Raw genomic sequence first — 23,518 nt, 5'->3', positions numbered from 1 at the left:
TCTGAGATCGAATAACGGTTGGCAACAAATGCGAACTTTTCGTCGCATTTTGAGCGGCGGACTGTATGAATTGCGGGACGGCTGGGAATGCTGTCCCCGCTTTTTGCCAACGAATGCACAAATCCTACGCCTCCCATACGGCGTGACACCCCTTGCGGATTCGCATTCAGTCGTCGGTGCTCTTTTGGGCGCTTTTTTCGGCGGTCTTTTCGGCGCCGTCCTCGACGCGCTTCGCTGCGACGTGTGGGCGCGGCGCCAGGCCTGCGCGCACCACGCCGCGGCCCGCCGCCTTGGCGGCATAGCAGGCGGCATCGGCCGCCGAGATCCAGTCTTCCACCGAATCGATCTCGGCCGCCAGACTGGCCACCCCGATGCTGGCGCCGACGTGCAGGCTGCCTGACATCCACGGCAGTGCAATGGCGGAGATCGAGGCCACGATGTCCTCGGCCACGCGCACCGCCGCCTCGTGCGTGCATTGCTCCAGCAGCAGCGCGAACTCGTCGCCGCCGATGCGTGCGGCCAGGTCGTTGGAGCGCACCCGCGACATGATGGCCGCGGCCGCCGCGCGCAGCATGGCGTCGCCCGAGAGGTGGCCGCCGGTGTCGTTCACCTGCTTGAAGTGGTCCAGGTCGATGAACACCATGGCGGCCGGCAGCGACAGCGGCCGCGCATCGATCAGGCGCTGGGCATGCTGGTCGAAGCGCTGGCGGTTGGCCAGCCCGGTCAGCCCGTCATGGGCGGCCGACCATTCGAGCGCCTTGCGGGCGCTGCGCTGCTCGTCGACGTTGAGCACGGTCCAGATCGAGCCGAAGTCGGTGTGCTCCGAATCCACCGGCCGGCTGCGCAGCCGGGCCCAGAACCGGGTGCCGTCGCCGCGCTGCATGCGGCATTCGCCCACGTACGAATTGCTGCTGGCAAACGCCTCTTTCTCGAGCGCCGCCAGCGCGGGCTGGTCGTCTTCCGGCGGCACCACGATCAGGTCGACCGGCTGGCCCAGCAGGTCCTGGTCGTCGTAGGCGAGCAGGCGGCACAACTCGTCGCTCACCAGCTCGAAGCGCCGGTCGCGGATGAACGCGATGCCGATGGGCGCCGAGCGCATCACCGAGCGCAGCTTGCTGATCATTTCGCCGTTCAGGCGCTCCAGCTCGGCGCGCTGCACGCCGACGTCGCGCAGCACCTTGCCGAGATGGCCGATCTCGCCGTCGGCCTTGGGCCAGCCGTCTTCCGGGCGCATGGCGCCGTCGAACATGTGCTGTGCGCGCCGCTCCAGCAGCATCAGCGGCTGCAGCAGCCACCACAGGGTCAGGAACATGCCGGCGGACACCAGGGCGACCAGGCTGGCCGCCCATGCCATGGCCTGCTGGCGGGCCGCCTTGACCGGGGCGAGCACCTCGGTTTCGGCGCGCGCGCGCCACACCATCCAGTCGGGGCCGGGCACACCGGCCACGCTGGCGATCTGTTGCGGCTGGGCCAGCAAGAGCCCTTGCGACTCGACCGGGCTGCCCATGGCCTGCCATTCCTTGAAAGCCTGCGCGAGCCGGGGTTCGTCGGTGATCGGCCGCATCAGCCGCCGCCAGTCGGGGTGCGTCAGCATCTTGCCTTGCGCATCGGTGACGACCATCAGCGCGCCGCTGTCGCTTTCCTGTGCCTCGGTCACGCCGGCGAGCAGGTCGCGGCTGGAAAGCCGCAGCGTGCCGGCGAGCACGCCGAAGACACCCTTGCGGTTGCGCAACGGCTGGGTGAACACGACGATCGGCTCACCGGTGATCGGGCCCACCATCGGCTCGCCGACGACCGGGCGTCCTTCGGCCATCGCGCGGCGGAAGTTGACGCCGTCGCGCACGTTCAGCTCGGGCCGGTAGACCCCCTTTTCGTCGACCATCACGCGCACCTGGCCGTCCTCGCCGGCAACGTAGATGGTGGCGAAGAAGTTCTGCAGCATCGGCTTGTCGCGCATGAAGGCGTTCAGCGCAGCCGGGTCGTCGAGCAGGGTCTCGTCGAGCACCTGCCCCACCGACTGCAGCCCGCGCTGCAGCTGGATCACCTTGTGGCCCAGCAGCGCCGCAGTGCGCACCGCCTCGCCGATCTCGCGCTGGCGCTGCGCCTCCAGCAGGTCGTGCTCGGTACGCTGCACCAGCACGGTGGTGATCACGCCGATGCCCAGCACCAGGGCCATGATCCCGCCCATCGTGATGCGCGCCTTGAGCGAACCCAGGGCGTTTTCGAGACGTACCAGGCGGGTGTTCATTCAGGCGGACGACGCTTCCCTTGCGCCGGTCGCGGCACGGCGGCTGCGCTTGACGGCGTACATGGCGTCGTCGGCCAGCCGCAAGGCCTCTTCGGCGGACGTGGTGCGCGGGTCGACGGCCACCACGCCCACGCTGGCACCTCCGTAGTCGAGCATGGTCTGGTTCAGCCGCAGCTCGCCGATCGAGCCTTCGCCCAGGCGGTCGGCGAGCGCCCGCGCGGCGGTGCGCGGCGATTCGTCGTGGGCAGGGCCGGTGCCGACCACCACGAACTCGTCGCCGCCGAAGCGCGCGAGCACGTCGCTCGCCCGCAGCGAGGCCGACAGCCGCCCGGCCATGGCGGACAGGAATTCGTCCCCGATGTCGTGGCCGTGCGTGTCGTTGATCTTCTTGAAGTCGTCCATGTCGATGAAGCCGACCAGCACGCTGCGGCCCTCGCGCTCGCCGTGGGCGAGCAGGCGGCGCAGCGTGTCGAGCAGGCTGCGGCGGTTGGGCAGCCCCGTGAGCGCGTCGGTCGAGGCGTGGGCGGCCAGCTCGGCGTTGGCCTGCCTGAGCTCGAGGACGAGCATTTCGCGCTCGACCTGCTGGGCGATCAGCTTGGCAAAAAGCCGGAGCACGGCCTCCGCATGGGGCGCCAGCGCCCGCGTTGCCCCGCTGGCGGCGCACAGGGTGCCGTAAAGGTCGCTGCCGTCGGTCCGGACCGGGGTGCTCACATAGGTCCGGATGCCCAGTTCGCGTGCCGCATCGGAGTCGCCCCAGCGGGTGGCGACGTCGTCGGTGTAGGGGCGGCCTTCTTCCAGGGCGCGCCGGCACAGCGTGTCGGACCAGGGCACGGACAGGCCCTCGGGGATCGTCATGGCCCCGGCATTGCGGGCGAAGAGAACGCGCTGCAGGCCCTTGTCCAGGTCGATGGTCGTGAGGTAGGTCGACTCCAGGCCCGTGACCGCTTCGAGCATTTCGAGCATCGGGCGCGCCAGGTCTTCGAGCGTCTTGGCCGAAGAGACCGAGTCGGAAAGCCGTTCAATCAGAGATTCCATGCCCTGTATTTTGACGGTGATAGCGCAATGGTTAACCTTTGATTGCACTAAAACCCCGGCGACCGTTGCGCCGACCGGATTCGGGGGGGCTCAGGACGCCAACGCTTCCATCAATTCGGTCTCGATCGCGAGCTGCGTTTTCTGGCCCTGGAGCTCCGGGCCGCTGATGAGGAAGGTGTCTTCCACCCGCTCGCCCAGGGTCGTGACCTTGGCCAGCTGCAGGTTCAGGTGGTGGCGCGCCAGCACCCGGGCCACCGAGTACAGCAGGCCGGCCCGGTCGCTGGCCGAGATGTTGAGCAGCCAGCGCTGCGCCTTGTCGTCCGGCAACAGGCTGATGCGCGGCTTGATCGGAAAGCTGCGCACCCGGCGCGACACGCGCCCCATGCTGGGCGCAGGCAGGGCGCCGGCTTCGGTGAGCGTGTGCCCCAGGCCCGACTCGACCATGCTGATCAGGTCGCGGTAGTGGTCGGGCAGGAAGGTGGTGACCACCTGGAAGGTGTCGAGCGCGTAGCCGTTGCTGGTGGTGTGCACCTTGGCGTCCAGGATGCTGAAGGACGACTGGTCGAAGTAGCCGCAGATGCGCGCGAACAGGTCGGGCTGGTCGGGCGTGTAGACCACCACCTGCAGGCCTTCGCCCACCGGCGACAGGTGCGCGCGCACGATGGGCGGCGCCTTCGGGTCGATCGGCACGTTGCGCGGCGGCACGAAGCGCGAGAGCTGCTTGGCGTGCCACGCGATCTCGGTGGCGTCGTGGCGCATGAAGTAGCCCACGTCCAGCGTGTCCCACAGCGCCTTGTGCGCCTCGAAGCGCTGGGCGTGCAGGGCGAGCAGCACCAGCGCCTCGCGCTTGCGCGACTCGACCTCGGCGTCCGGATCGGGCATGCGCCCGCCCAGCGCGCGCAGCGTGTAGCGGTACAGGTCTTCGAGCAGCTTGCCTTTCCAGGCATTCCACACGCGCGGCGAGGTGCCCCGGATGTCTGCGATGGTCAGCAGGTACAGCGCGGTCAGGTAGCGCTCGTTGCCCACGCGCCTGGCGAAGGTGCCGATGACCTCGGGGTCGCTCAGGTCCTGTTTCTGCGCGACCTGGCTCATCACCAGGTGCTCGGCCACCAGGAACTCGATGAGCCTGGCGTCCTCGCGGGCGATGCCGTGCTGCTTGCAGAAGCGCTGCACGTCGCGCGCGCCCAGGGTGGAATGGTCGCCGCCGCGGCCCTTGGCGATGTCGTGGAAGAGGGCGGCCACGTACAGGATCCAGGGCTTGTCCCAACCGGCCGCCAGCTGCGAGCAGAACGGGTACTCGTGCGCATGCTCGGCAATGAAGAAGCGGCGCACGTTGCGCAGCACCATCAGGATGTGCTGGTCCACCGTGTACACGTGGAACAGGTCGTGCTGCATCTGCCCCACGATGCTGCGGAACACCCGCAGGTAGCGCCCCAGCACCGAGGTCTGGTTCATCAGCCGGAACGCATGCGTGATGCCGTAGGGCTGCGTCAGGATCCGCATGAAGGTCGCGTGGTTGACCGGGTCGTTGCGGAACTTGCTGTCCATGACGTGGCGCGCGTTGTACAGCGCGCGCAGCGTGCGCGCCGACAGGCCCTGCACGCCGATGGTCTTCTGGTAGAGCAGGAAGGTCTCGAGCACCGCGTGCGGCTCGCGCTCGTAGAGGTCGTCGCTGGCAATCTCGATCAGGCCGGCGCGCTCGTAGAACCGCTCGTTGATCGGCGTGTGCTGCTCGGCGCTGGGCTGCAGGCGCTCGGAAATGTTGAGCAGCAGGATCTGGTTGAGCTGCGACACCGCCTTGGCCGCCCAGTAGTAGCGGCGCATCAGCGCCTCGCTCGACTTGCGCTGCGACTCGCCTTCGTAGCCGAAGCTGGCCGCCACGGCGGTCTGCAGGTCGAACACCAGGCGGTCTTCGCGGCGGTTGGCAATCACGTGAAGGCGCGCGCGAATGAGCGAGAGCAGGGCCTCGTTGCGCTTGATCTGCTGCGCCTCGAACGAGGTGGCCAGGCCATTCTTGGCCAGGTCGTCCCAGCGGCTGCCGAAGCCGGCGGCCTTGGTCATCCAGAGAATGGTCTGCAGGTCGCGCAGGCCGCCCGGCGATTCCTTGCAGTTGGGCTCCAGCGCGTAGGGCGTGTTGTCGAACTTCTGGTGGCGGTGCCGCATTTCCTGCGACTTGGCCACGAAGAAGGCCTGCGGATCGATGGCGCGGGTGAAGCGGCGGCGGAACGCAGTGAACAGCTTCTTGTCGCCTGCGATCAGGCGGGCCTCGAGCAGCGAGGTCTGGACGGTGACGTCCTTCTCGGCCTCCGACAGGCACTCTTCGACGGTGCGCACGCTGGAGCCGATCTCGAGCCCGGCGTCCCAGCAGTGGCCGATGAAGGCCTCGATGCGGGCGGGGTCGATCTCGCTGACATGGCCTTCGGGCGGCAGCAGCAGCAGCACGTCGACATCGGAGTACGGGAACAGCTCGCCGCGTCCGAAGCCGCCCACGGCAACCAGCGTCAGCGATTCACCGAAATCGGCGTCCCGCCACAGGGAGCACAGCGTCTGGTCGGCCAGCGCCGAGAGCTGGCGCAGCACCGTGTGCACGCTGCGCGTGGGCGCGCGCGCAAAGCGCAGGGTGTCGAAGAGGGCGAGCTTCTTCGCGCGATAGGCTTCGCGCAGCGTCGCCACGTCGATCTTGGCTGCTTCGATCACGAGCGGGCCGTGCGCTTGCGCGTCAGGTCTTGGTCGAGGTGACGAAGGAGGGCAGCGGCGGGCTCCCTGCCGACAGCGTGAGCACCTCGTAGCCGGTCTCGGTGACCAGCACCGTGTGCTCCCACTGGGCCGACAGCGAATGGTCGCGCGTGACGATGGTCCAGCCGTCGTACTGGCCGCCCTTGAAGTCTTCCTTCACGTCGCGCTTGCCGGCGTTGATCATCGGCTCGATGGTGAAGATCATGCCGGGCTTGAGCTCTTCCATGGTGCCCGGGCGGCCGTAGTGCAGCACCTGGGGTTCTTCGTGGAAGCGCTGGCCCACGCCGTGGCCGCAGAACTCGCGCACGATCGAGAAGCCCTGGCCTTCGGCGAACTTCTGGATCGCGTGGCCCACGTCGCCCAGGTGCGCGCCGGGGCGCACCTGCAGGATGCCGTGCCACATGGCCTCGAAAGTGACGGAACACAGGCGCTTGGCCGCGATCGAGGCGTCGCCGATCACGTACATGCGGCTGTTGTCGCCGAACCAGCCGTCCTTGATGACGGTCACGTCGACGTTCATGATGTCGCCCTTTTTCAGGGGCTTGTCATTGGGAATGCCGTGGCAGACCACGTGGTTGACCGAGGTGCAGAGCGACTTCGGAAAGGGCACGCTGCTGGCGCCCATGTAGCCCACCGTGGCCGAGGTGGTGCCCTGCTTGACCATGTATTCGGCGGCCAGCCGGTCGACATCGTTGGTCGTGATGCCGGGCTTGATCAGGGGTGTGAGGTAGTCCAGTACCTCGGAGGCCAGGCGGCATGCGACCCGCATGGCTTCGATGCCCGCAGCGTCTTTGTAGTTAATGCTCATCCCCGAATTATCCCATCGACCGATGAACCTGCCCCCGACGCGGGGCACTTCGTGTCCCCGTTGCCCCCCGGGGGGCGCGGCCCCCTTGGGACGGCCGGCGATGGCCTAAAATCCCGGGTTAACGCGGATGGCCCCAGTCAGCGGCCACCCGCCTCGATTCCTTGATTCCCAACGCGGCCCCCGAGGCCCCATCGACCGTGACGCAGCCCGCACCTCAAGCCCTTCCTGTCGTAACCATGTTCGAGGGCGGCAGCGCGCTCAGCGACTTCCGCGCGCGGCAACTGCTGCCGAAGCTCCAGGCCATCGAGCCGCGCATCGAGGGCATTTCGGCCCGTTTCGTGCACCTGGTGGTCACCGACGCCGCGCTGGATGCGGCCGGCCGCGAGCGCTTCGCCGCGCTGCTGACCTATGGCGAACCCTTCGAGACGCCGGCCAAGGCGGGCACTTCGGTGGTGGTCACGCCCCGCCTGGGCACCGTGTCGCCCTGGGCTTCGAAGGCCACCGACATCGCCCACAACTGCGGCCTGGCGCTGCGCCGGGTCGAGCGCGTCACCCAATACCACCTGAAGCTCAAGTCGCCGTTGATCGGCAAGGCCCCCGTGCTCGAAGGCGACGCCCTGGCGGCCGCCTCCGTTCCGCTGCACGACCGCATGACCGAATCGGTGCTGGCCACCGTGGAGCAGGCGGCCAGCCTGTTCAGCGAGTTGCCGGCCCAGCCGATGGCGCAGGTCGACGTGCTCGCCGGCGGGCGCACGGCGCTGGTCGCGGCCAACACCGGCTTCGGCCTGGCGCTGGCGGACGACGAAATCGACTACCTGGTCGACGCCTTCACCCGCCTGGGCCGCAACCCCAGCGACGTCGAGCTCATGATGTTCGCACAGGCCAACAGCGAGCACTGCCGCCACAAGATCTTCAACGCCCAGTTCACCATCGATGGCAAGGCGCAGCCGCAAAGCCTGTTCTCGATGATCCGCCACACCGAGAAGCAGAACCCGCAGCACACGGTCATTGCCTACGCCGACAACGCCTCGGTGATGGAAGGCGGCACCATCGAGCGCTTCGTTCCGGCCTCGGGATCGCAGAGCTACGGCAAGGAAAGCGCGCTGACCCATGTGCTCATGAAGGTCGAGACGCACAACCACCCGACCGCCATTTCCCCGTTTCCCGGCGCCTCGACCGGCGCGGGCGGCGAAATTCGCGACGAAGGCGCCACCGGCCGCGGCTCCAGGCCCAAGGCGGGGCTGACCGGCTTCACCGTGTCCAAGCTCTGGCCCGAAGATGGCCACTACGGCAAGCCCGAGCACATCGCCAGCCCGCTGCAGATCATGACCGAGGGCCCGCTGGGCGGCGCCGCGTTCAACAACGAGTTCGGCCGTCCCAACCTGCTGGGCTACTTCCGCGAATACGAGCAGACGGTGGCGAGCGACCTCGACACCGTGCAGCGCGGCTATCACAAGCCCATCATGATCGCGGGCGGCCTCGGCAGCATCGACGCCACCCAGACCAAGAAGATCCTGTTCCCGGCCGGCTCTCTGCTGATCCAGCTCGGCGGCCCCGGCATGCGCATCGGCATGGGCGGCAGCGCCGCCAGCTCGATGGCCACCGGCGCCAACGCGGCCGAGCTCGACTTCGACTCGGTGCAGCGCGGCAACCCCGAGATCGAACGCCGCGCGCAGGAAGTCATCAACCACTGCTGGCAGCAGGGCGCCGCCAACCCCATCCTGGCGATCCACGACGTGGGCGCGGGCGGCCTGAGCAATGCCTTCCCCGAGCTGACCAACGACGCCGGCCGCGGCGCGCGCTTCGACCTTCGTGCCGTGCCGCTCGAGGAGTCGGGCATGGCACCGAAGGAAATCTGGTGCAACGAGAGCCAGGAGCGCTATGTGCTGGCCATCGCGCCGGAATCGCTCGAACAGTTCAAGGCCTTCTGCGAGCGCGAGCGCTGCCCGTTCTCGGTGGTCGGCGTGGCAACCGAAGAGCGCCAGCTGCTGGTAGCCGACGAAGGCGCCAATGTGCAGCCTGTCGACATGCCCATGGACGTGCTGCTCGGCAAGCCGCCCAAGATGCACCGCGACGTCAAGGCCGTGACCCGCAGCTTCAAGCCGCTGGACCTCACCGGCGTCGACCTGCAGAAGGCCGCCATCGACGTGCTCGCGCACCCGACCGTCGCCTCCAAGCGCTTCCTCATCACCATCGGCGACCGCACCGTGGGCGGCATGAGCCACCGCGACCAGATGGTCGGCCCATGGCAGGTGCCCGTGGCCGACTGCGCCGTGACGCTGGCCGACTACAAGGGTTTTGCCGGCGAAGCCATGAGCATGGGCGAGCGCACGCCGCTGGCCGCGCTCGACGCGCCGGCCTCGGGCCGCATGGCCGTGGCCGAGGCCATCACCAACCTGCTGGCCGCGCCCATCGAACTCTCGCGCGTCAAGCTATCGGCCAACTGGATGGCGGCCTGCGGCGAGCCCGGCGAAGACGCCGCGCTGTACGAAACCGTCAAGGCCGTGGGCCTGGAACTGTGCCCGGCGCTGGGCGTGTCGATTCCGGTCGGCAAGGATTCGCTGTCGATGCGCACGCAGTGGAAAGAGGGCGACGAAGCCAGGAAGGTCACGTCCCCCGTGAGCCTGATCGTCACCGCCTTCGCCGCGCTGGCCGACGTGCGTGGCACGCTCACGCCGCAGCTCGACGCCGAAGAGGCCGACACCACGCTCGTGCTGATCGACCTCGGCCAGGGCAAGCACCGCATGGCGGGCAGCATCCTGGCGCAAACGCTCAACCAGAGCGGCGACACCGTGCCCGACCTGGACGAGCCGGCGAAGCTCGTCGCGCTGGTGAATGCCGTGAACGCGCTTCGCGCCGACGGCAAGATCCTCGCCATGCACGACCGCAGCGACGGCGGCCTGTTCGCCACCGCTTGCGAAATGGCCTTTGCCGGCCACGTCGGCGTGGCGCTGAACGTCGACATGCTGGTCACCGAAGGCGACGGCATTTCCGACAGCCGCATGGAAACCGGCGACGCCAAGAACTGGGCGCAGCAGGTCAGCGCGCGGCGCGAGGAGCTCACGCTCAAGGCGCTGTTCAACGAAGAGCTGGGCATGGTGCTGCAGGTGCGCACCGCCGAGCGCAACGACGTGATGCAGCTGCTGCGCGCCCACGGGCTCAGCGCCCACAGCCACTTCGTCGGCAAGACCCGCCCGGTCAGCTCCACCATGGACGCCGGCAAGGGCAAGCTCGAAGTCTGGCGCGACGCCAAGTCGGTGTTCAGCGCCAGCCTGCACGACCTGCACCAGGTGTGGGACTCGGTCAGCTGGAAGATCGCCCGCGAGCGCGACAACCCGGCTTGCGCCGACGCCGAGCACGCCGCTGCCGGCGTGCCGAACGACCCGGGCATGCACGTCTTCCTGCCGAACGCGCCGGTGCCACCTGCTGCCCCCGCCATCCTCCTGTCGCGCCCCAAGGTCGCCATCCTGCGCGAGCAGGGTGTCAACTCGCACGTCGAGATGGCCTACGCCTTCACCGAGGCCGGCTTCGAGGCTTTCGACGTCCACATGACCGACCTGCAGACGGGCAGGGCGGACCTGGCCGACTTCAAGGGCGTGGTCGCCTGCGGCGGCTTCAGCTACGGCGACACGCTGGGCGCCGGCATCGGCTGGGCCCGCAGCATCACCTTCAACCCCAAGCTGGCCGAGCAGTTCAAGACCTTCTTCGGCCGCGAAGACACCTTCGGCCTGGGCGTGTGCAACGGCTGCCAGATGTTCGCCGAGCTGGCCGACATCATTCCGGGCGCGCAAGCCTGGCCGCGCTTCACCACCAACCAGAGCGAGCGCTTCGAGGCCCGCCTGTCGATGGTCGAGGTGCTCGAGTCGCCCAGCATCTTCTTCGCAGGCATGGCCGGCAGCCGCCTGCCGATCGCGGTGGCGCACGGCGAGGGCTACGCCAACTTCAAGCACCGCGGCGATGCGGCCCAGGCCATCGCGGCGATGCGCTTCGTCGACAACCATGGCCAGCCGACCGAGCAGTACCCGTTCAACCCGAACGGTAGCGCGGGTGGCCTCACCTCGGTGACCACGCCGGACGGCCGTTTCACCGCCGTGATGCCGCACCCGGAGCGCGTGTTCCGCAACATCCAGATGAGCTGGACGCCGGGCGACCGCAGCGAGCTGAGCCCGTGGATGCAGATCTGGCGCAATGCGCGCAAGTGGGTGGGCTGACCATCCGAAGGCTGCTGCGGCAGCCCCCATGAAAAAACGGCCCGCGGGCCGTTTTTTCATGGGAAAGAAGAAAGCCGAGGCTTATTCGACCTTCGCCTTCGCGCGCAGGTCTTCCTGGTACTTCTGCAGGCGCTGCTGTTGCAGCTGCTGCGTGATCTGCGGCTTCACTTCTTCCAGCTTCGGCAGTTGTGCCTGGCGGATGTCGTCCACGCGGATGATGTGATAGCCGAACTGGGTCTTGATGGGCGCCGGGGTGGTCTCGCCCTTCTTGAGCTTGATCATGGCTTCCGAGAACTCGGGCACGAAGCTGGCGGGGTTGGCCCAGTCGAGGTCGCCGCCGTTGGCGCCCGAACCCGGGTCCTTGCTCTGCTTCTTGGCGATGTCTTCGAACTTGGCGCCCTTCTTCAGGTCGGCCATGATCTTCTTGGCCTGGTCCTCGGTTTCCACCAGGATGTGGCGCGCCTTGTATTCCTTGCCGCCGTTGGCCGCCACGAACTTGTCGTACTCGGCTTTCACGTCTGCGTCCGACACGGGGTTGGTCTTGCGGTAGTTCTCGAACAGCGCGCGGATCAGGATGGCCTGGCGTGCAAGTTCGAGCTGGTTCTTGTAGTCCTCGTTGGCGTCAAGGCCCTGCTTCTGCGCTTCCTGCATGAACACTTCGCGCGCCACGATTTCCTCGCGCAGCTGGCTCTGCATTTCAGGCGTCACCGGGCGGCCTGCGGCTGCCAGTTGCTGCGCCAGAACGTCCATGCGGGCCTTGGGCACCGGCTTGCCGTTCACGATGGCTGCGTTCTGCGCCAGAGCCGACATGGACGTGGCACCGAGCAGCACTGCGGCCGCGACGGCCTGCAAGATTTGTTTTTTCATGGAATGAATATCGAGCTGGGAAGGAAATGCGCGTGTAGGAAAACGCGCGTGAAAGAAAGCGGAGAGGGACGGAAGAGCGGCAAAGAAGGGGAGCCCGGAATCACGGCACATTCGGCGTGCGTTTCCGTGGAAAGACTCAGAGCACCTCGATGGCGATGGCGTGCAGACCCTGTGCGATAAAAACCTGGAGGGCATCATACACAAGCCGATGCCGCGCCACGCGGGGCTTTCCGTCGAACGCCGGGGAGGCGATGCGCACCCGGAAATGCGTGCCGAAGCCCTCCGCATTGGCACCCGAATGGCCCGCGTGCGCGGCGCTTTCGTCGATCACCTCGAGCTGCGTCGGCGCCAGTGCGTCGCGCAGCGCGGCTTCGAGGGCTGCCACCGTCGGCAGGGGGATGGTCATGCTGGTCGTCATGCGGTGGGCTTGTCTTCTTTCAGGTGGGGCGCGATGTACAGGCCCTGCGCCACCAGGAAGACGATGGGAAACGCATAGCCCCAGAGCTTGAAGTTGACCCAGGCCTCGGTCGTGAAGTACGCCGCCACGTAGCCGTTGATGAGCGCCATGAACAGGCAGTAGCCGATCCACGCCACGTTGAGCCGGCCCCAGACGCGCTCGGGCAGCTCCAGCTGCTGGCCCAGCAGCATCTTCAGGAAGTTCTTCTTCAGCGCCCAGAGCGCCACCGCCAGCGCAACGGCCATCGCGCCGTACAGCACCGTCGGCTTCCACTTGATGAAGCGGTCGTCGTGCAGCACCAGCGTGAGCGTGCCGAACAGCAGGATCAGCACCAGCGTGGCCTTCTGCATGGCCTGCAGCTTGCGCTCCATGGCATAGATGATGGCCATCTGCACCACGGTGGCGGCCATCAGCACGCCGGTGGCGGTGTAGATGTCGCCCAGCTTGTAGGCGACGAAGAACAGCAGGATCGGGAAGAAGTCGAGGAGCAGTTTCATTTTTTCTGGAACTCGAGCGAAGCCGAGTTCATGCAGTAGCGCAGGCCGGTTTCCGTGGGTCCGTCGGGGAACACGTGGCCCAGGTGGGCGCCGCAGTTGGCGCAGACGTTCTCGGTGCGCACCATGCCGTGCGAGCGGTCGACGATGTTCCGGATGGCGCCGGGCACGGCTTCTTCGGAGAAGCTGGGCCAGCCGCAGCCCGCGTCGAACTTGGTGCCCGACTCGAACAGCTTGGCACCGCAGCACACGCAGTGGTAGGTGCCGTCGTCCCAGTGCGCTTCGTATTTGCCAGTGAAGGGGCGCTCGGTTGCGGCGTGGCGCGTCACCTCGAAGGCGGCCGGCTCGGCCCCTTTTTCAGCGAGCAGGGCTTTCCATTCGGCATCGGTCTTTTCAACGGGAGCGGTCATGAGGAGCAGCTGATTTCAATCGTGGAGGCCCAGTCGGGCGGGAAGCCGGCATAGGCGTCGGCGCCGGCATGTTCTTCAAAGGGGGTTTCCAGCAGGGCCAGCAAGGTTGCCACACCCGAGTGGTCCTTTTGCTGACTTGCTTCGATGGCTTGCTGACCCAGGTGGTTCCGCAGCACGAACTTGGGGTTCGACCTGCGCATCAAATCGGCCGCCTGCGCGCGCCCAGTGGTCGTGTGTCGCTCTGAAAACGATAGCAGCCAGGCGTCGAAGCCCTCGCGGTCCAGGAACAGGTCGCGCACCGGCTCGACGTTGCCGCCGGCCATGTGGTCGGACAGCCGGCGCCAGAAGATCGTGTAGTCGACCTTGCCCGCGGCCAGCAGCTTGAGCACGCCCTCGATGAGCGCGCGGTCGCCTTCGGCCGCATCGGCCAGGCCCAGCTTGGCGCGCATGCGGCCTTCGAACTCGGTGGGAAACACCGTCTTGTACGACTCCAGCGCGGCCACGGCCACTTCCTGCTCGCCGATCAGCGGCAGCAGCGCCTGCGCCAAGCAGAACAGGTTCCAGTACGCCACGTTGGGCTGCTGGTTGAAGGCGTAGCGCCCGCTGGTGTCGCTGTGGTTGCAGATGTGGCGCGGGTCGAAGCCGTCGAGGAACTGGAACGGGCCGTAGTCGATGGTGAGCCCGAGGATGCTCATGTTGTCGGTGTTCATCACCCCGTGGCAGAAGCCCACGGCCTGCCATTGCGCGAGCAGTGCGGCGGTGCGTTCGCTCACGGCTTCCAGGAACGCGGCGTAGGCGTTGCCGCCGAAGCGTTCGGTGGTGCGGCAGGCGGGGTAGTAGCGGTCGATGACATAGTCGGCCAGCGCGCGCAACTCGTCTTCCCGCTGGTTGGCCGCAAAGTGCTCGAAGTGGCCGAAGCGGATGAAGCTGGGCGCCACGCGCGCGACGACCGCCGCGCTTTCGAGCTCTTCGCGCCGCACGCGCGCGTCCGACCCGGTCACGCACAGCGCGCGCGTGGTCGGAATGCCGAGGCCGTGCATGGCCTCGCTGCAGAGGAATTCGCGGATGCTGGAGCGCAGCACGGCGCGGCCGTCGCCGCCGCGCGAGTAGGGCGTGCGGCCCGCGCCCTTGAGCTGCAGTTCGAGGCCGGCTTCGGTCTCGCCGATCATGATGGCGCGGCCGTCGCCCAGCTGGCCGGCCCACACGCCGAACTGGTGGCCGCTGTAGACGGTGGAGAAAGGGCGGGTGCCGGCGATGGGCAGGCTGCCGGTCAGGGCCGACAGGGTGCTGGCCGATGAGTGCCAGTCGGCCGGCAGACCCAGATCGCGCGCCACGGCGTCGCTGCGGCACACCCAGTACGGATCGGGCAGGGGCGTGGGCCGCAGTTCGGTGAAAAACGCGGGGCCCAGGGTCGAAAAGCCGGGTTTCCAGCGCAGTCCCAGGTCCGCGACCTCGGTGTCTTCAGCAAGCAAGCTCATGCCCGGATTGTCCGGCAGAGCACGAAACCCCTGGCCGAACGGGCCATCGGGGCCCGCGCCCGGTTCGATCGCTCAGGCGGCCAGCGCCGCCGGGCCGTGCCAGATGCGCGCCCGGTACTGCGCCGGCGGCACGCCGAACCAGCGCTTGCAGGCGCGAAAGAAGTTGCTGCTGTCCACGAAGCCCAGCATGTCGGCCACGTCGGTCAGCGTGTGACGGTCTTCCGCCAGGTACTGCTGCGCCAGTTCGCGGCGGGTGCGGTCGAGCAGCGACTGGAACGACTCCGACTCTTCCTGCAATCGGCGCTGCAGGGTGCGCTCAGCCAGTCCCAGGCCCGAGGCCACGTCCTGGCGGCGCGGCTCGCCGTGCTGCAGCCGGCGCGCGATCTCGGCGCACACCAGGCTGCTGGTGGTGGTCTGGCCCAGCAGGGTGAGCTGGTCGTCGAGCAGGTGCTCCTGCATCTCGCCGAGCACCGGATGCGCGGTGGGCAGCGGCATGGCCATGTCGGCGGCGGAAACCAGCAGGCGGTTGGCCGCGGCGTTGAAGCGCACGTCGCAGCCGAAGGCCTCGCGGTGCAGCCGGTCGCTGGCGGGCGCGGGGTAGACGAACTCCATGGCCAGCGGCTGCACGTCGCGCCGCGTCAGCCAGCGGCACTGCACGAGCGTGGTGAGCAAGGCGAACTCCACGCGCTGCCGCGGAATGGGCAGGCTGCCGCCGGTGTGTTCCATGACCAGCCAGCAGCCGCGCGCGTCGGCCTGGAGCGAGAACGCCGTCGCGTCCGAGATCACGGCCATGTAGCGGGCCAGCCGCGCGAGCGCCGCGCCCAGGTCGGGGCTGCAGGCCATGGCATGGCCGACCGTGCCCAGCTTGCTGTGCGTGGAGGCGAAGTCGCGGTGCAGCCCCAGCGTGGCCTTGCCGGCGCGCGCCACGGCGAGTTGCCACAGCACGGTGATCTCGTCGACCGGGATGCGGGCGTTCTGCCGGTGCAGCGAATCGGGGTCGAAGCCGGCGTCGCGCAGCAGCTGGGGCACGTCCAGCCCCTCGGCCTCGAACATCGACAGCACGCCTTCGAGCCACGCCGCCGAGCTGGTGCGCAGCTCCGGCTGCGTGCAGCCGGGGCGGCGCGACGGCCGGCGCACGGGGCGCGACGTGGAGGCTTCTGAAGTCATTGATTTGGCTCGCTTGCGATAGCGGTGAAAACGGCGCCCGTTTCTAGAATTTTTTGGTGCGCGGCGGCCCGGTCGAATTCCAGTATGGCCGCCGCGCACCGAGCCAGGAATTCCGATTAACCCGGTGTGGAGACAAAACATGAAGACAGCGGCAGCAGCACAGGACCAGGGCGCGGCAGGAAAGGCGGCGGTGGCCAGGGCCATCGCCATCGTGGCGGCAACGGCGGCCCTCGCGGCCTGCGGCGGCGGATCGTCGGGCTCGCCCGGCTTCGCCTTCCTGCCGAGTGCGCCCGCGCCGGCCCCTGCGCCCCCACCCGAGCCCGTGGCCGACGGCCCCATGGTCCGCCAGATCACGGCCGGCAAGATCGAAGGCGTGGACGACAGCGCCGCTTCGGGCACCTGGTTCTGGAAGGGCGTGCCCTTCGCCAAGGCGCCGTCCGGCGAGCTGCGCTGGCGCGCCCCGGTCGAGCCCGAAGCCTGGAGCGGCATTCGCGCGGCGAAGACCTTCGGCGCGGCCTGCCTGCAGATCGGCCGCATCTTCGGCCCCGGCGCCAACAACACCTACGACGCCACCATCGTTTCCACGCTGGGCAAGCCGCTCGGCAGCGAAGACTGCCTGTTCGTCAACGTGTGGCGCCCGGCCACTACCGACAAGAAGCTGCCGGTGCTGCTGTTCGTGCACGGCGGCAGCAATATCTCTGGCTACACGGCCGACCCGCTGTACGACGGCGCGAAGCTGGCCAAGGCCGCCAACGCGGTGGTCATCACCGCCAGCTACCGGCTCGGCGTGCTGGGCTTTTTGAACGTGCCGCAGCTGCGCCCCGGCGGCACCGCGGGCGACGACTCGGGCAACTTCGCGTTGCTCGACAACATGGCCGCGCTGCGCTTCATCCAGAACAACGTGGCCGCCTTCGGCGGCGACCCGGGCAACGTCACGCTGTCGGGCGAATCGGCAGGCGCCACCAACCTGCTGGCCATCATGACCTCGCCGATGGCCAAGGGCCTGTTCCACAAGGTCATCGAAATGAGCGGCGGCATTTCCATGGCGAGCAACCTCGTGGGCAAGCCCGGCGCGTCGCCGGCGCTGAACCCGGCTTCGGTGTCGCTCGCGCAGGGCGACGGCATTCTGAAGAGCCTGCTCGTGGCCGATGGCACCGCGGCCAATGCCGGGGCCGCCGCCACCTACATCGCCTCGCGCACACCGGCCCAGATTGCCGCCTACCTGCGCGCGAAGGAGGGCGGGGCGCTGCTGACCACGGTGCTGAACGCCGGGTTGAGCGCAGTGGCGCCCATTCCCGACGGCACGGTGATACCCCTGAACCCGATCGACGCCATTGCCGCCGACCAGTACGTGAAGGTGCCGACCATCGCGGGCAACACGCGCGAGGAAGGCAAGCTGTTCGCATCCTTGCTGCCGCTGTTCGGCGGCAACCCGGGCTGGAAGATCGACGACGCCGCGCGCCTCACGCTGATGATGAACTTCAACCCCGATGCGGCCGCGCAGACGCTCACCTCGGGCGACATCATCGATGCGTCCTACCTGCCGGTAGGTACCGCCGTGACGGGCTACAACGCGAAGACTCGGCTCGTCACCAGCCTGCTGTTCGAGGCCAACCGCGACAACCTGCTCGACACCATGAAGACGCGCCAGTCCAACCTGTGGAGCTACCGGCTCGACTGGGCGCAGGAGGCCTACCCCTGGAACGAGGTGTACGGCGCGGCGCATGCGTTCGACCTGCCGTTCGTGTTCGGCAATTTCGGGCTGTCGGTGCTCTCGAACACCATCGGCGGCAAGGCCAACGAGAAGGGGCGCCTGGCGCTGTCGGGCGCCGTGATGGCCAGCATCGGCGCCTTCATGCGCAAGGGCGACCCGAATACGCCCGAACTTGGTGCAACCTGGGCGCCCTGGCCGTCGAAGCTGCTGTTCGACGCCACGCCCACCGCGCTGCAGAACGGCGTGGAGTGAGCCGCTTCGTTCAATCGTGCAGTGCGGGTTTGTGTCATTGTGGAAGTGGCCGAAGCTTGCGTGAATCCATTGATCGCCAAGTTTTCATGAAGTCATTTCTTTCAGGAGTCCGTAGATGCTGGGTTTGATGCAAGACCAACCGCTTTTGATCTCGTCGCTGATCGAGTTCGTCGAGCGCCACAACGGCGACGGCGAGATCGTCTCGCGCCGTGTCGAGGGCGACATTCACCGCTGCACATGGAGCGACATCGCATCGCGTGCCAGGCAGGTGGCCAACGCGCTGGACGGCGAGCAGCTGCTGTTCAGCGACCGCATCGCCACGCTGGCCTGGAACGGCTACCGCCACCTGGAGCTGTACTACGGCGTGAGCGGCAGCGGCCGCGTGCTGCACACCATCAACCCGCGCCTGCACCCCGACCAGATCGCGTGGATCGCCAACCACGCCGAAGACCAGATCCTGTGCTTCGACCTGAGCTTCCTGCCGCTGGTGCAGGCCGTGCACGCCAAGTGCCCGGCCATCCGCAAATGGGTGGCGCTGTGCGACGCCGACAAGCTGCCGACAGACAGCGGCGTGCCCAACCTCGTGAGCTACGAAAGCTGGATGGGCGCGCAGCCCACCGACTACGAATGGCCCACCTTCGACGAGAACTCGGCCTCGAGCATGTGCTACACGAGCGGCACCACGGGCAACCCCAAGGCCGCGCTCTACAGCCACCGCTCCACGATGCTGCATGCGTACGCGGCCGCGCTGCCCGACGTCATGCGCCTGTCGGCACAGGACTCGGTGCTGCCGGTGGTGCCCATGTTCCATGTCAACGCGTGGGGCATTCCGTACTCGGCCGCGCTGGTCGGCTGCAAGCTCGTGTTCCCCGGCCCGGCGCTGGACGGCAAGTCGGTGTACGAGCTGATCGAGGCCGAAGGCGTGACCTTCGCCGCCGGCGTGCCCACCGTGTGGCAGATGCTGCTGGGCCACATGCAGGCGCACGGCCTGAAGTTCAGCAAGCTCAACCGCACCGTCATCGGCGGCTCGGCCTGCCCGCCGGCCATGATCACGGCGTTCCAGGAGCTCTTCAACGTCGAGGTGCTGCACGCCTGGGGCATGACCGAGATGAGCCCGCTGGGCACGCTGTGCACGCTGAAGAACAAGCACCTGTCGCTGCCGCCCGACGCGCAGCTGCAGATCCGCATGAAGCAGGGGCGTGCCATCTTCGGCGTGGACATGAAGATCGTCGACAGCGATGGCGCCGAGCTGCCGTGGGACGGCAAGACGCCCGGCGACCTGCTGGTCAAGGGCCCGTGGATCGTGAAGGAATACTTCAAGGGCGAGGGCGGCGACCCGCTCGTGCCCGATGCGCAGGGCCGCGGCTGGTTCCCCACCGGCGACGTGGCCACCATCGACGCCGAGGGCTACCTGCAGATCACCGACCGCAGCAAGGACGTGATCAAGTCCGGCGGCGAGTGGATCAGCTCCATCGACATCGAGAACATCGCCGTGGCGCACCCGGCCGTGGCCATGGCTGCGTGCATCGGCGTGTTCCACCCCAAGTGGGACGAGCGGCCGGTCATCGCCGTGGCGAAGAAGCCAGGCGCCGAGGTCACCCGCGACGAACTGCTGAAGTTCTACGAAGGCAAGACCGCCAAGTGGCAGATTCCCGACGACGTGGTGTTCGTCGAAGCCATTCCGATCGGCGCTACCGGGAAGATTCTGAAGACGCGGCTGCGCGAGCTGCTGAAGGACTACAAGCTTCCGACCCTCTGAACCCGCAGGCCAAGCCCTGCCGCACTGTCGCGCACGCGATAGGAAAGCCGCCCCCGCGGCTTTTCTTCCGGGCAATCCCTGTGCGGTGAAAAAAAGGGCGCTTGTACGCTGGCATCCGCCTAACAAAACTGGAGACTCTTCATGCAATTTGCTATCAAGTCAGTAGCTGCCTGCGCAATGCTGGTGTGCGTTACCGCCACATTCGCTCAAAAGGGCGAGACCGTCAAGATCGCCTGGCTCGACCCGCTCTCGGGCCTCATGGCCGCGGTGGGCACCAACCAGCTCAAGACCACGCAATTCCTTGCTGAAGAGTTCAACAAGAAGAACCAGTCGGGCGTGAAGTTCGAGGTCATCGGCATCGACAACAAGCTCAGCCCGCAGGAGACCACCGCGGCGCTGCGCTCCGCGCAGGACCAGGGCGCGCGCTACATCATGCAGGGCAACGGCTCCGGTCCGGCGCTGGCCATCATCGACGCCATCGAGAAGAACAACTCGCGCAACCCCGGCAAGGAGTTGCTGTTCATGAACTACGCGGCGGTCGACCCCGACCTGACCAACAGCAAGTGCAGCTACTGGCACTTTCGCGTGGACGCCGACACCTCCATGAAGATGGAGGCGCTCACCGCCTGGATGAAGGACCAGCCCGACATCAAGAAGGTCTACCTGCTCGGGCAGAACTATGCCCACGGCGTGCAGGTGGCCAAGTACGCCAAGGAAGACCTGAAGGTCAAGCGCCCCGACATCCAGATCGTGGGCGAAGACCTGCACCCGCTTGCGCAGGTGCGCGACTTCTCGCCCTACATCGCCAAGATCAAGGCCTCGGGTGCCGACACGGTCATCACCGGCAACTGGGGCTCCGACCTGTCGCTGCTCATCAAGGCCGCCAACGACTCGGGCCTGAACGTCAAGTTCCTGACCTACTACGCGCCGGGCGCGGGCACGCCCACGGCCATGGGCGCCACGTCCGACGGCAAGGTCTACACCGTGGCCTACGCCCACTACAACATGGGCGGCGAGATCCAGCAGCTGCTCGCCGGCTACAAGAAGCGCATGAACGACGACCTGACGCAGGCCTCGATCTACCACGTGTTCGCGCTGCTCGACGCCGCCTTTGCCAAGACCAAGTCGACCGACCCCGTGAAGGTGGCCGCGGCGCTCGAAGGCATGAAGATCAAGAGCTTCAACGGCGAGGTCGAGATGCGCAAGACCGACCACCAGCTGCAGCAGGGCCTGTACATCTCGCGTTGGGAAAAGGCCAGCGCCAAGTACCCGTACGACGCGGAGAACACCGGCTACACCAATGTGCCGGTGAAGTACTACGAGTCGTACGTGGCCAGCACGCCCACCACGTGCCAGATGAAGCGCCCCTGAGCGCCGTTGTCCACGCTCGTCGGCAATTCCTACCCGCTGGTAGCAAGGAGCTACCAACGGGTAGCAAATTGGGTGAACGCGGTGTCGCCTGCGCGATAGAAACGGGCCTTCAAGGCCACCCTCTTACGGGCATTCCCTGAGGGGAGGGGCTGGGAACGCTTGTACGCTCGTGTTGCGTTTTGATTCGGTTCTGATTCGGTTTGACCAGGAGATATAGATTGAAGTTCGCTCTGAAAATCGCTGCCGCTGCCGTCATTGCGGCCACCGCCACCGGTGCCCTCGCCCAGAAGGGTGAAACCGTCAAGATCGCATGGCTCGACCCCCTGTCCGGCCTGATGGCCGCGGTGGGCACGAACCAGCTCAAGACCTTCCAGTTCTTCGCCGAAGAGTTCAACAAGAAGAACGCGGCGGGCGTGAAGTTCGAGATCATCGGCATCGACAACAAGCTCAGCCCGCAGGAGACCACCAGCGCGCTGCGCTCGGCGCTCGACCAGGGCGCGCGCTACATCGTGCAGGGCAACGGCTCCGGCCCCGCGCTGGCCATCATCGATGCGCTCGAGAAGAACAACGCGCGCAACCCCGGCAAGGAAGCGCTGTACCTGAACTACGCCGCGGTCGACCCCGAGCTGACCAATGCCAAGTGCAGCTACTGGCAGTTCCGCTTCGACGCCGACACGTCGATGAAGATGGAAGCGCTGACCACCTGGATGAAGGACCAGCCGGAGATCAAGAAGGTCTACGTCATCGGCCAGAACTACTCGCACGGCCAGCAGGTCTCCAAGTTCGCCAAGGAAGACCTGAAGGTCAAGCGCCCCGACATCCAGATCGTGGGCGACGACCTGCACCCGCTCGCGCAGGTGCGCGACTTCTCGCCCTACATCGCCAAGATCAAGGCTTCGGGCGCCGACACCGTCATCACCGGCAACTGGGGCTCCGACCTGGCACTGCTCATCAAGGCGGCCAACGACTCGGGCCTGAACGTCAAGTTCCTGACCTACTACGCCGTGACCACCGGCACGCCCACCGCCATGGGCGCGGCGTCCGACGGCAAGGTGTACCAGGTCGGCTACGCGCACTACAACATGGGCGGCGACATGCAGAAGTACGCCGACGACTTCAAGAAGAAGTTCAACGACGACCTCTACACCACCGACGTGTTCACCGTGTTCCAGGCACTGACCGAAGCCTTCGTGAAGACCAAGTCGACCGACCCCGTCAAGGTGGCCGCCGCCATGGAAGGGCTGAAGTTCAAGAGCTTCAACGGCGACGTCGAGCTGCGCAAGACCGACCACCAGCTGCAGCAAGGCCTGTACATCACCAAGTGGGAGAAGGCCAGCACCAAGTACCCGTACAGCCCGGAGAACACCGGCTACACGCTGGCACCGGTGAAGTACTACGACGCCTACGTGGCGAGCACGCCCACGTCGTGCCAGATGAAGCGTCCTTCCTGACCTCCCGAGTCCTGGCTCACTGAGCTCCGGAAAACGCCAACGCGGTCGAGGCCCGACTTCAACACTCGGGCCTTTTTCTTTTTTCACCTGACACGAAAGACCGATGAACGTCGAATTCTTCGTCATCTCGCTGCTCAACGGCGTGAGCTACGGCTTGCTGTTGTTCATGCTGAGCTCCGGCCTCACGCTGATCTTCAGCATGATGGGTGTGCTCAACTTCGCACACGCCAGCTTCTACATGCTGGGCGCCTACTTCGCCTACACGATCTCGGGCGTGCTGGGCTTCTGGCCGGCGCTGTTCATCGCACCGCTGCTGGTGTTCGCGCTGGGCGCGGCCTTCGAGCGCTACTGCCTGCGCCGCGTTCACAAGTTCGGCCACGTGCCCGAGCTGCTGGTGACCTTTGGCCTTTCGTACCTCATTCTCGAACTGGTGCAGCTGGTGTGGGGCCGTTCCACGGTGCCCTACGGGCTGCCGCAGGCGCTGCAGGGCCCACTGTTCACGCTCTACGGCACGCAGTTCCCCAAGTCGCGCTCGTTCATCATGCTGGTGGCCGTGCTGATGCTGGTCTCGGTGTGGCTGTTGCTCACGCGCACGCGCATCGGCCTGGTGATCCAGGCGGCGCTCAAGCACCCCGACATGGTCGAGGCGCTGGGCCACAACGTGCCGCGCGTGTTCATGATGGTGTTCGGCGGCGGCGCCGCACTGGCGGGGCTGGCCGGGGTGGTCGGCGGCAACACCTACGTCACCGAGCCGGCCATGGCGGGCTCGGTCGGCTCCATCATCTTCGTGGTGGTGGTGGTCGGCGGCATGGGGTCGCTGGCCGGCGCCTTCCTGGCCTCGCTGATCATCGGCGTGGTGCAGACCTTCGCCGTGGCCATGGACCAGTCGCTCGCGGGCGCGCTGCAGTGGTTCGGCATGGCCGTGACCGACCAGACCTTCGGCTACGAGCTGCTCAAGCTCACGATCTCGCAGGTCGCGCCCATCCTGCCGTACCTGTTCCTGGTGCTGATCCTCATCTTCCGCCCCAAGGGCCTCCTTGGCACCCGGGAGGACTGACGC

General features: G+C 67.1%; 16 protein-coding genes. 6 read left to right on the top strand and 10 right to left on the bottom strand.

Going from position 1 to position 23,518, the window contains the following annotated elements:
- Positions 1-166 precede the first annotated feature (166 nt).
- The 4 genes from AC0IYU_RS01795 to map form a co-directional block, all read right to left on the bottom strand.
- Positions 167-2,248: a sensor domain-containing diguanylate cyclase gene (locus tag AC0IYU_RS01795; RefSeq protein WP_472112335.1), complete on the bottom strand. Its 2,082-nt coding sequence runs from the start codon at positions 2,246-2,248 to the stop codon at positions 167-169.
- Positions 2,249-3,283, bottom strand: coding sequence for a sensor domain-containing diguanylate cyclase (locus tag AC0IYU_RS01790; RefSeq protein WP_472112332.1), 1,035 nt, complete (start codon positions 3,281-3,283; stop codon positions 2,249-2,251). It lies immediately after the preceding gene.
- Positions 3,284-3,373: 90 nt separating this feature from the next.
- Complete coding sequence (locus AC0IYU_RS01785; protein WP_472112329.1) at positions 3,374-5,980, bottom strand: [protein-PII] uridylyltransferase; 2,607 nt, start codon at positions 5,978-5,980, stop codon at positions 3,374-3,376.
- A gap of 22 nt (positions 5,981-6,002) precedes the next feature.
- On the bottom strand, positions 6,003-6,827 hold the full coding sequence (gene map, locus AC0IYU_RS01780; protein WP_472112327.1) for a type I methionyl aminopeptidase: 825 nt from the start codon (positions 6,825-6,827) through the stop codon (positions 6,003-6,005).
- A gap of 236 nt (positions 6,828-7,063) precedes the next feature.
- Here map and purL point away from each other — a divergent pair, with 236 nt between their 5' ends.
- Positions 7,064-11,038, top strand: a complete 3,975-nt coding sequence (gene purL / locus AC0IYU_RS01775; protein ID WP_472112324.1) for a phosphoribosylformylglycinamidine synthase — start codon at positions 7,064-7,066, stop codon at positions 11,036-11,038.
- 81 nt (positions 11,039-11,119) lie between these two features.
- Here purL and AC0IYU_RS01770 read toward each other — a convergent pair whose 3' ends face one another.
- The 6 genes from AC0IYU_RS01770 to AC0IYU_RS01745 form a co-directional block, all read right to left on the bottom strand.
- Complete coding sequence (locus AC0IYU_RS01770; protein ID WP_435440315.1) at positions 11,120-11,905, bottom strand: peptidylprolyl isomerase; 786 nt, start codon at positions 11,903-11,905, stop codon at positions 11,120-11,122.
- A 136-nt stretch (positions 11,906-12,041) separates the two neighbouring features.
- The gene (locus AC0IYU_RS01765; protein ID WP_435487024.1) at positions 12,042-12,323 is read right to left on the bottom strand and encodes a BolA family protein; all 282 of its coding nucleotides are present in this window, start codon (positions 12,321-12,323) and stop codon (positions 12,042-12,044) included.
- Complete coding sequence (locus tag AC0IYU_RS01760) at positions 12,320-12,859, bottom strand: septation protein A (protein ID WP_472112321.1); 540 nt, start codon at positions 12,857-12,859, stop codon at positions 12,320-12,322. The genes AC0IYU_RS01765 and AC0IYU_RS01760 overlap by 4 nt, the downstream gene beginning before the upstream one ends.
- Positions 12,856-13,266: a peptide-methionine (R)-S-oxide reductase MsrB gene (msrB, locus tag AC0IYU_RS01755; RefSeq protein WP_472112319.1), complete on the bottom strand. Its 411-nt coding sequence runs from the start codon at positions 13,264-13,266 to the stop codon at positions 12,856-12,858. The genes AC0IYU_RS01760 and msrB overlap by 4 nt, the downstream gene beginning before the upstream one ends.
- Entirely contained in the window at positions 13,263-14,744 is a 1,482-nt protein-coding gene (locus AC0IYU_RS01750) for a protein adenylyltransferase SelO (protein ID WP_472112316.1), read from the bottom strand. Before AC0IYU_RS01750 ends, msrB begins: the two co-directional genes overlap by 4 nt.
- 72 nt (positions 14,745-14,816) lie before the next feature.
- Positions 14,817-15,911, bottom strand: coding sequence for an AraC family transcriptional regulator (locus AC0IYU_RS01745; protein ID WP_472112313.1), 1,095 nt, complete (start codon positions 15,909-15,911; stop codon positions 14,817-14,819).
- Positions 15,912-16,050: 139 nt separating this feature from the next.
- On the opposite strand from AC0IYU_RS01745, the gene AC0IYU_RS01740 reads away from it, so the two are divergent.
- From AC0IYU_RS01740 to AC0IYU_RS01720, 5 genes are all read left to right on the top strand, one after another.
- On the top strand, positions 16,051-17,877 hold the full coding sequence (locus tag AC0IYU_RS01740) for a carboxylesterase/lipase family protein (protein ID WP_472112310.1): 1,827 nt from the start codon (positions 16,051-16,053) through the stop codon (positions 17,875-17,877).
- A gap of 115 nt (positions 17,878-17,992) precedes the next feature.
- Positions 17,993-19,636 (top strand): 3-(methylthio)propionyl-CoA ligase, encoded by a 1,644-nt coding sequence (locus AC0IYU_RS01735; protein WP_472112308.1) that lies wholly within the window; start codon positions 17,993-17,995, stop codon positions 19,634-19,636.
- A 141-nt stretch (positions 19,637-19,777) separates the two neighbouring features.
- Positions 19,778-21,007 carry a branched-chain amino acid ABC transporter substrate-binding protein gene (locus AC0IYU_RS01730; RefSeq protein ID WP_472112305.1) on the top strand — a complete coding sequence of 410 codons (1,230 nt, stop codon included), beginning with the start codon at positions 19,778-19,780 and terminating at the stop codon, positions 21,005-21,007.
- Between the two features lie 218 nt (positions 21,008-21,225).
- Complete coding sequence (locus tag AC0IYU_RS01725) at positions 21,226-22,458, top strand: branched-chain amino acid ABC transporter substrate-binding protein (protein ID WP_472112302.1); 1,233 nt, start codon at positions 21,226-21,228, stop codon at positions 22,456-22,458.
- 103 nt (positions 22,459-22,561) lie between these two features.
- Complete coding sequence (locus AC0IYU_RS01720) at positions 22,562-23,515, top strand: branched-chain amino acid ABC transporter permease (protein ID WP_435487018.1); 954 nt, start codon at positions 22,562-22,564, stop codon at positions 23,513-23,515.
- Positions 23,516-23,518 lie beyond the last annotated feature (3 nt).

This window comes from Variovorax sp. AC103 (assembly GCF_979254005.1).
Note: the sequence above shows the minus strand (reverse complement) of the source record. Positions and strands in the feature narration are given on the sequence as shown.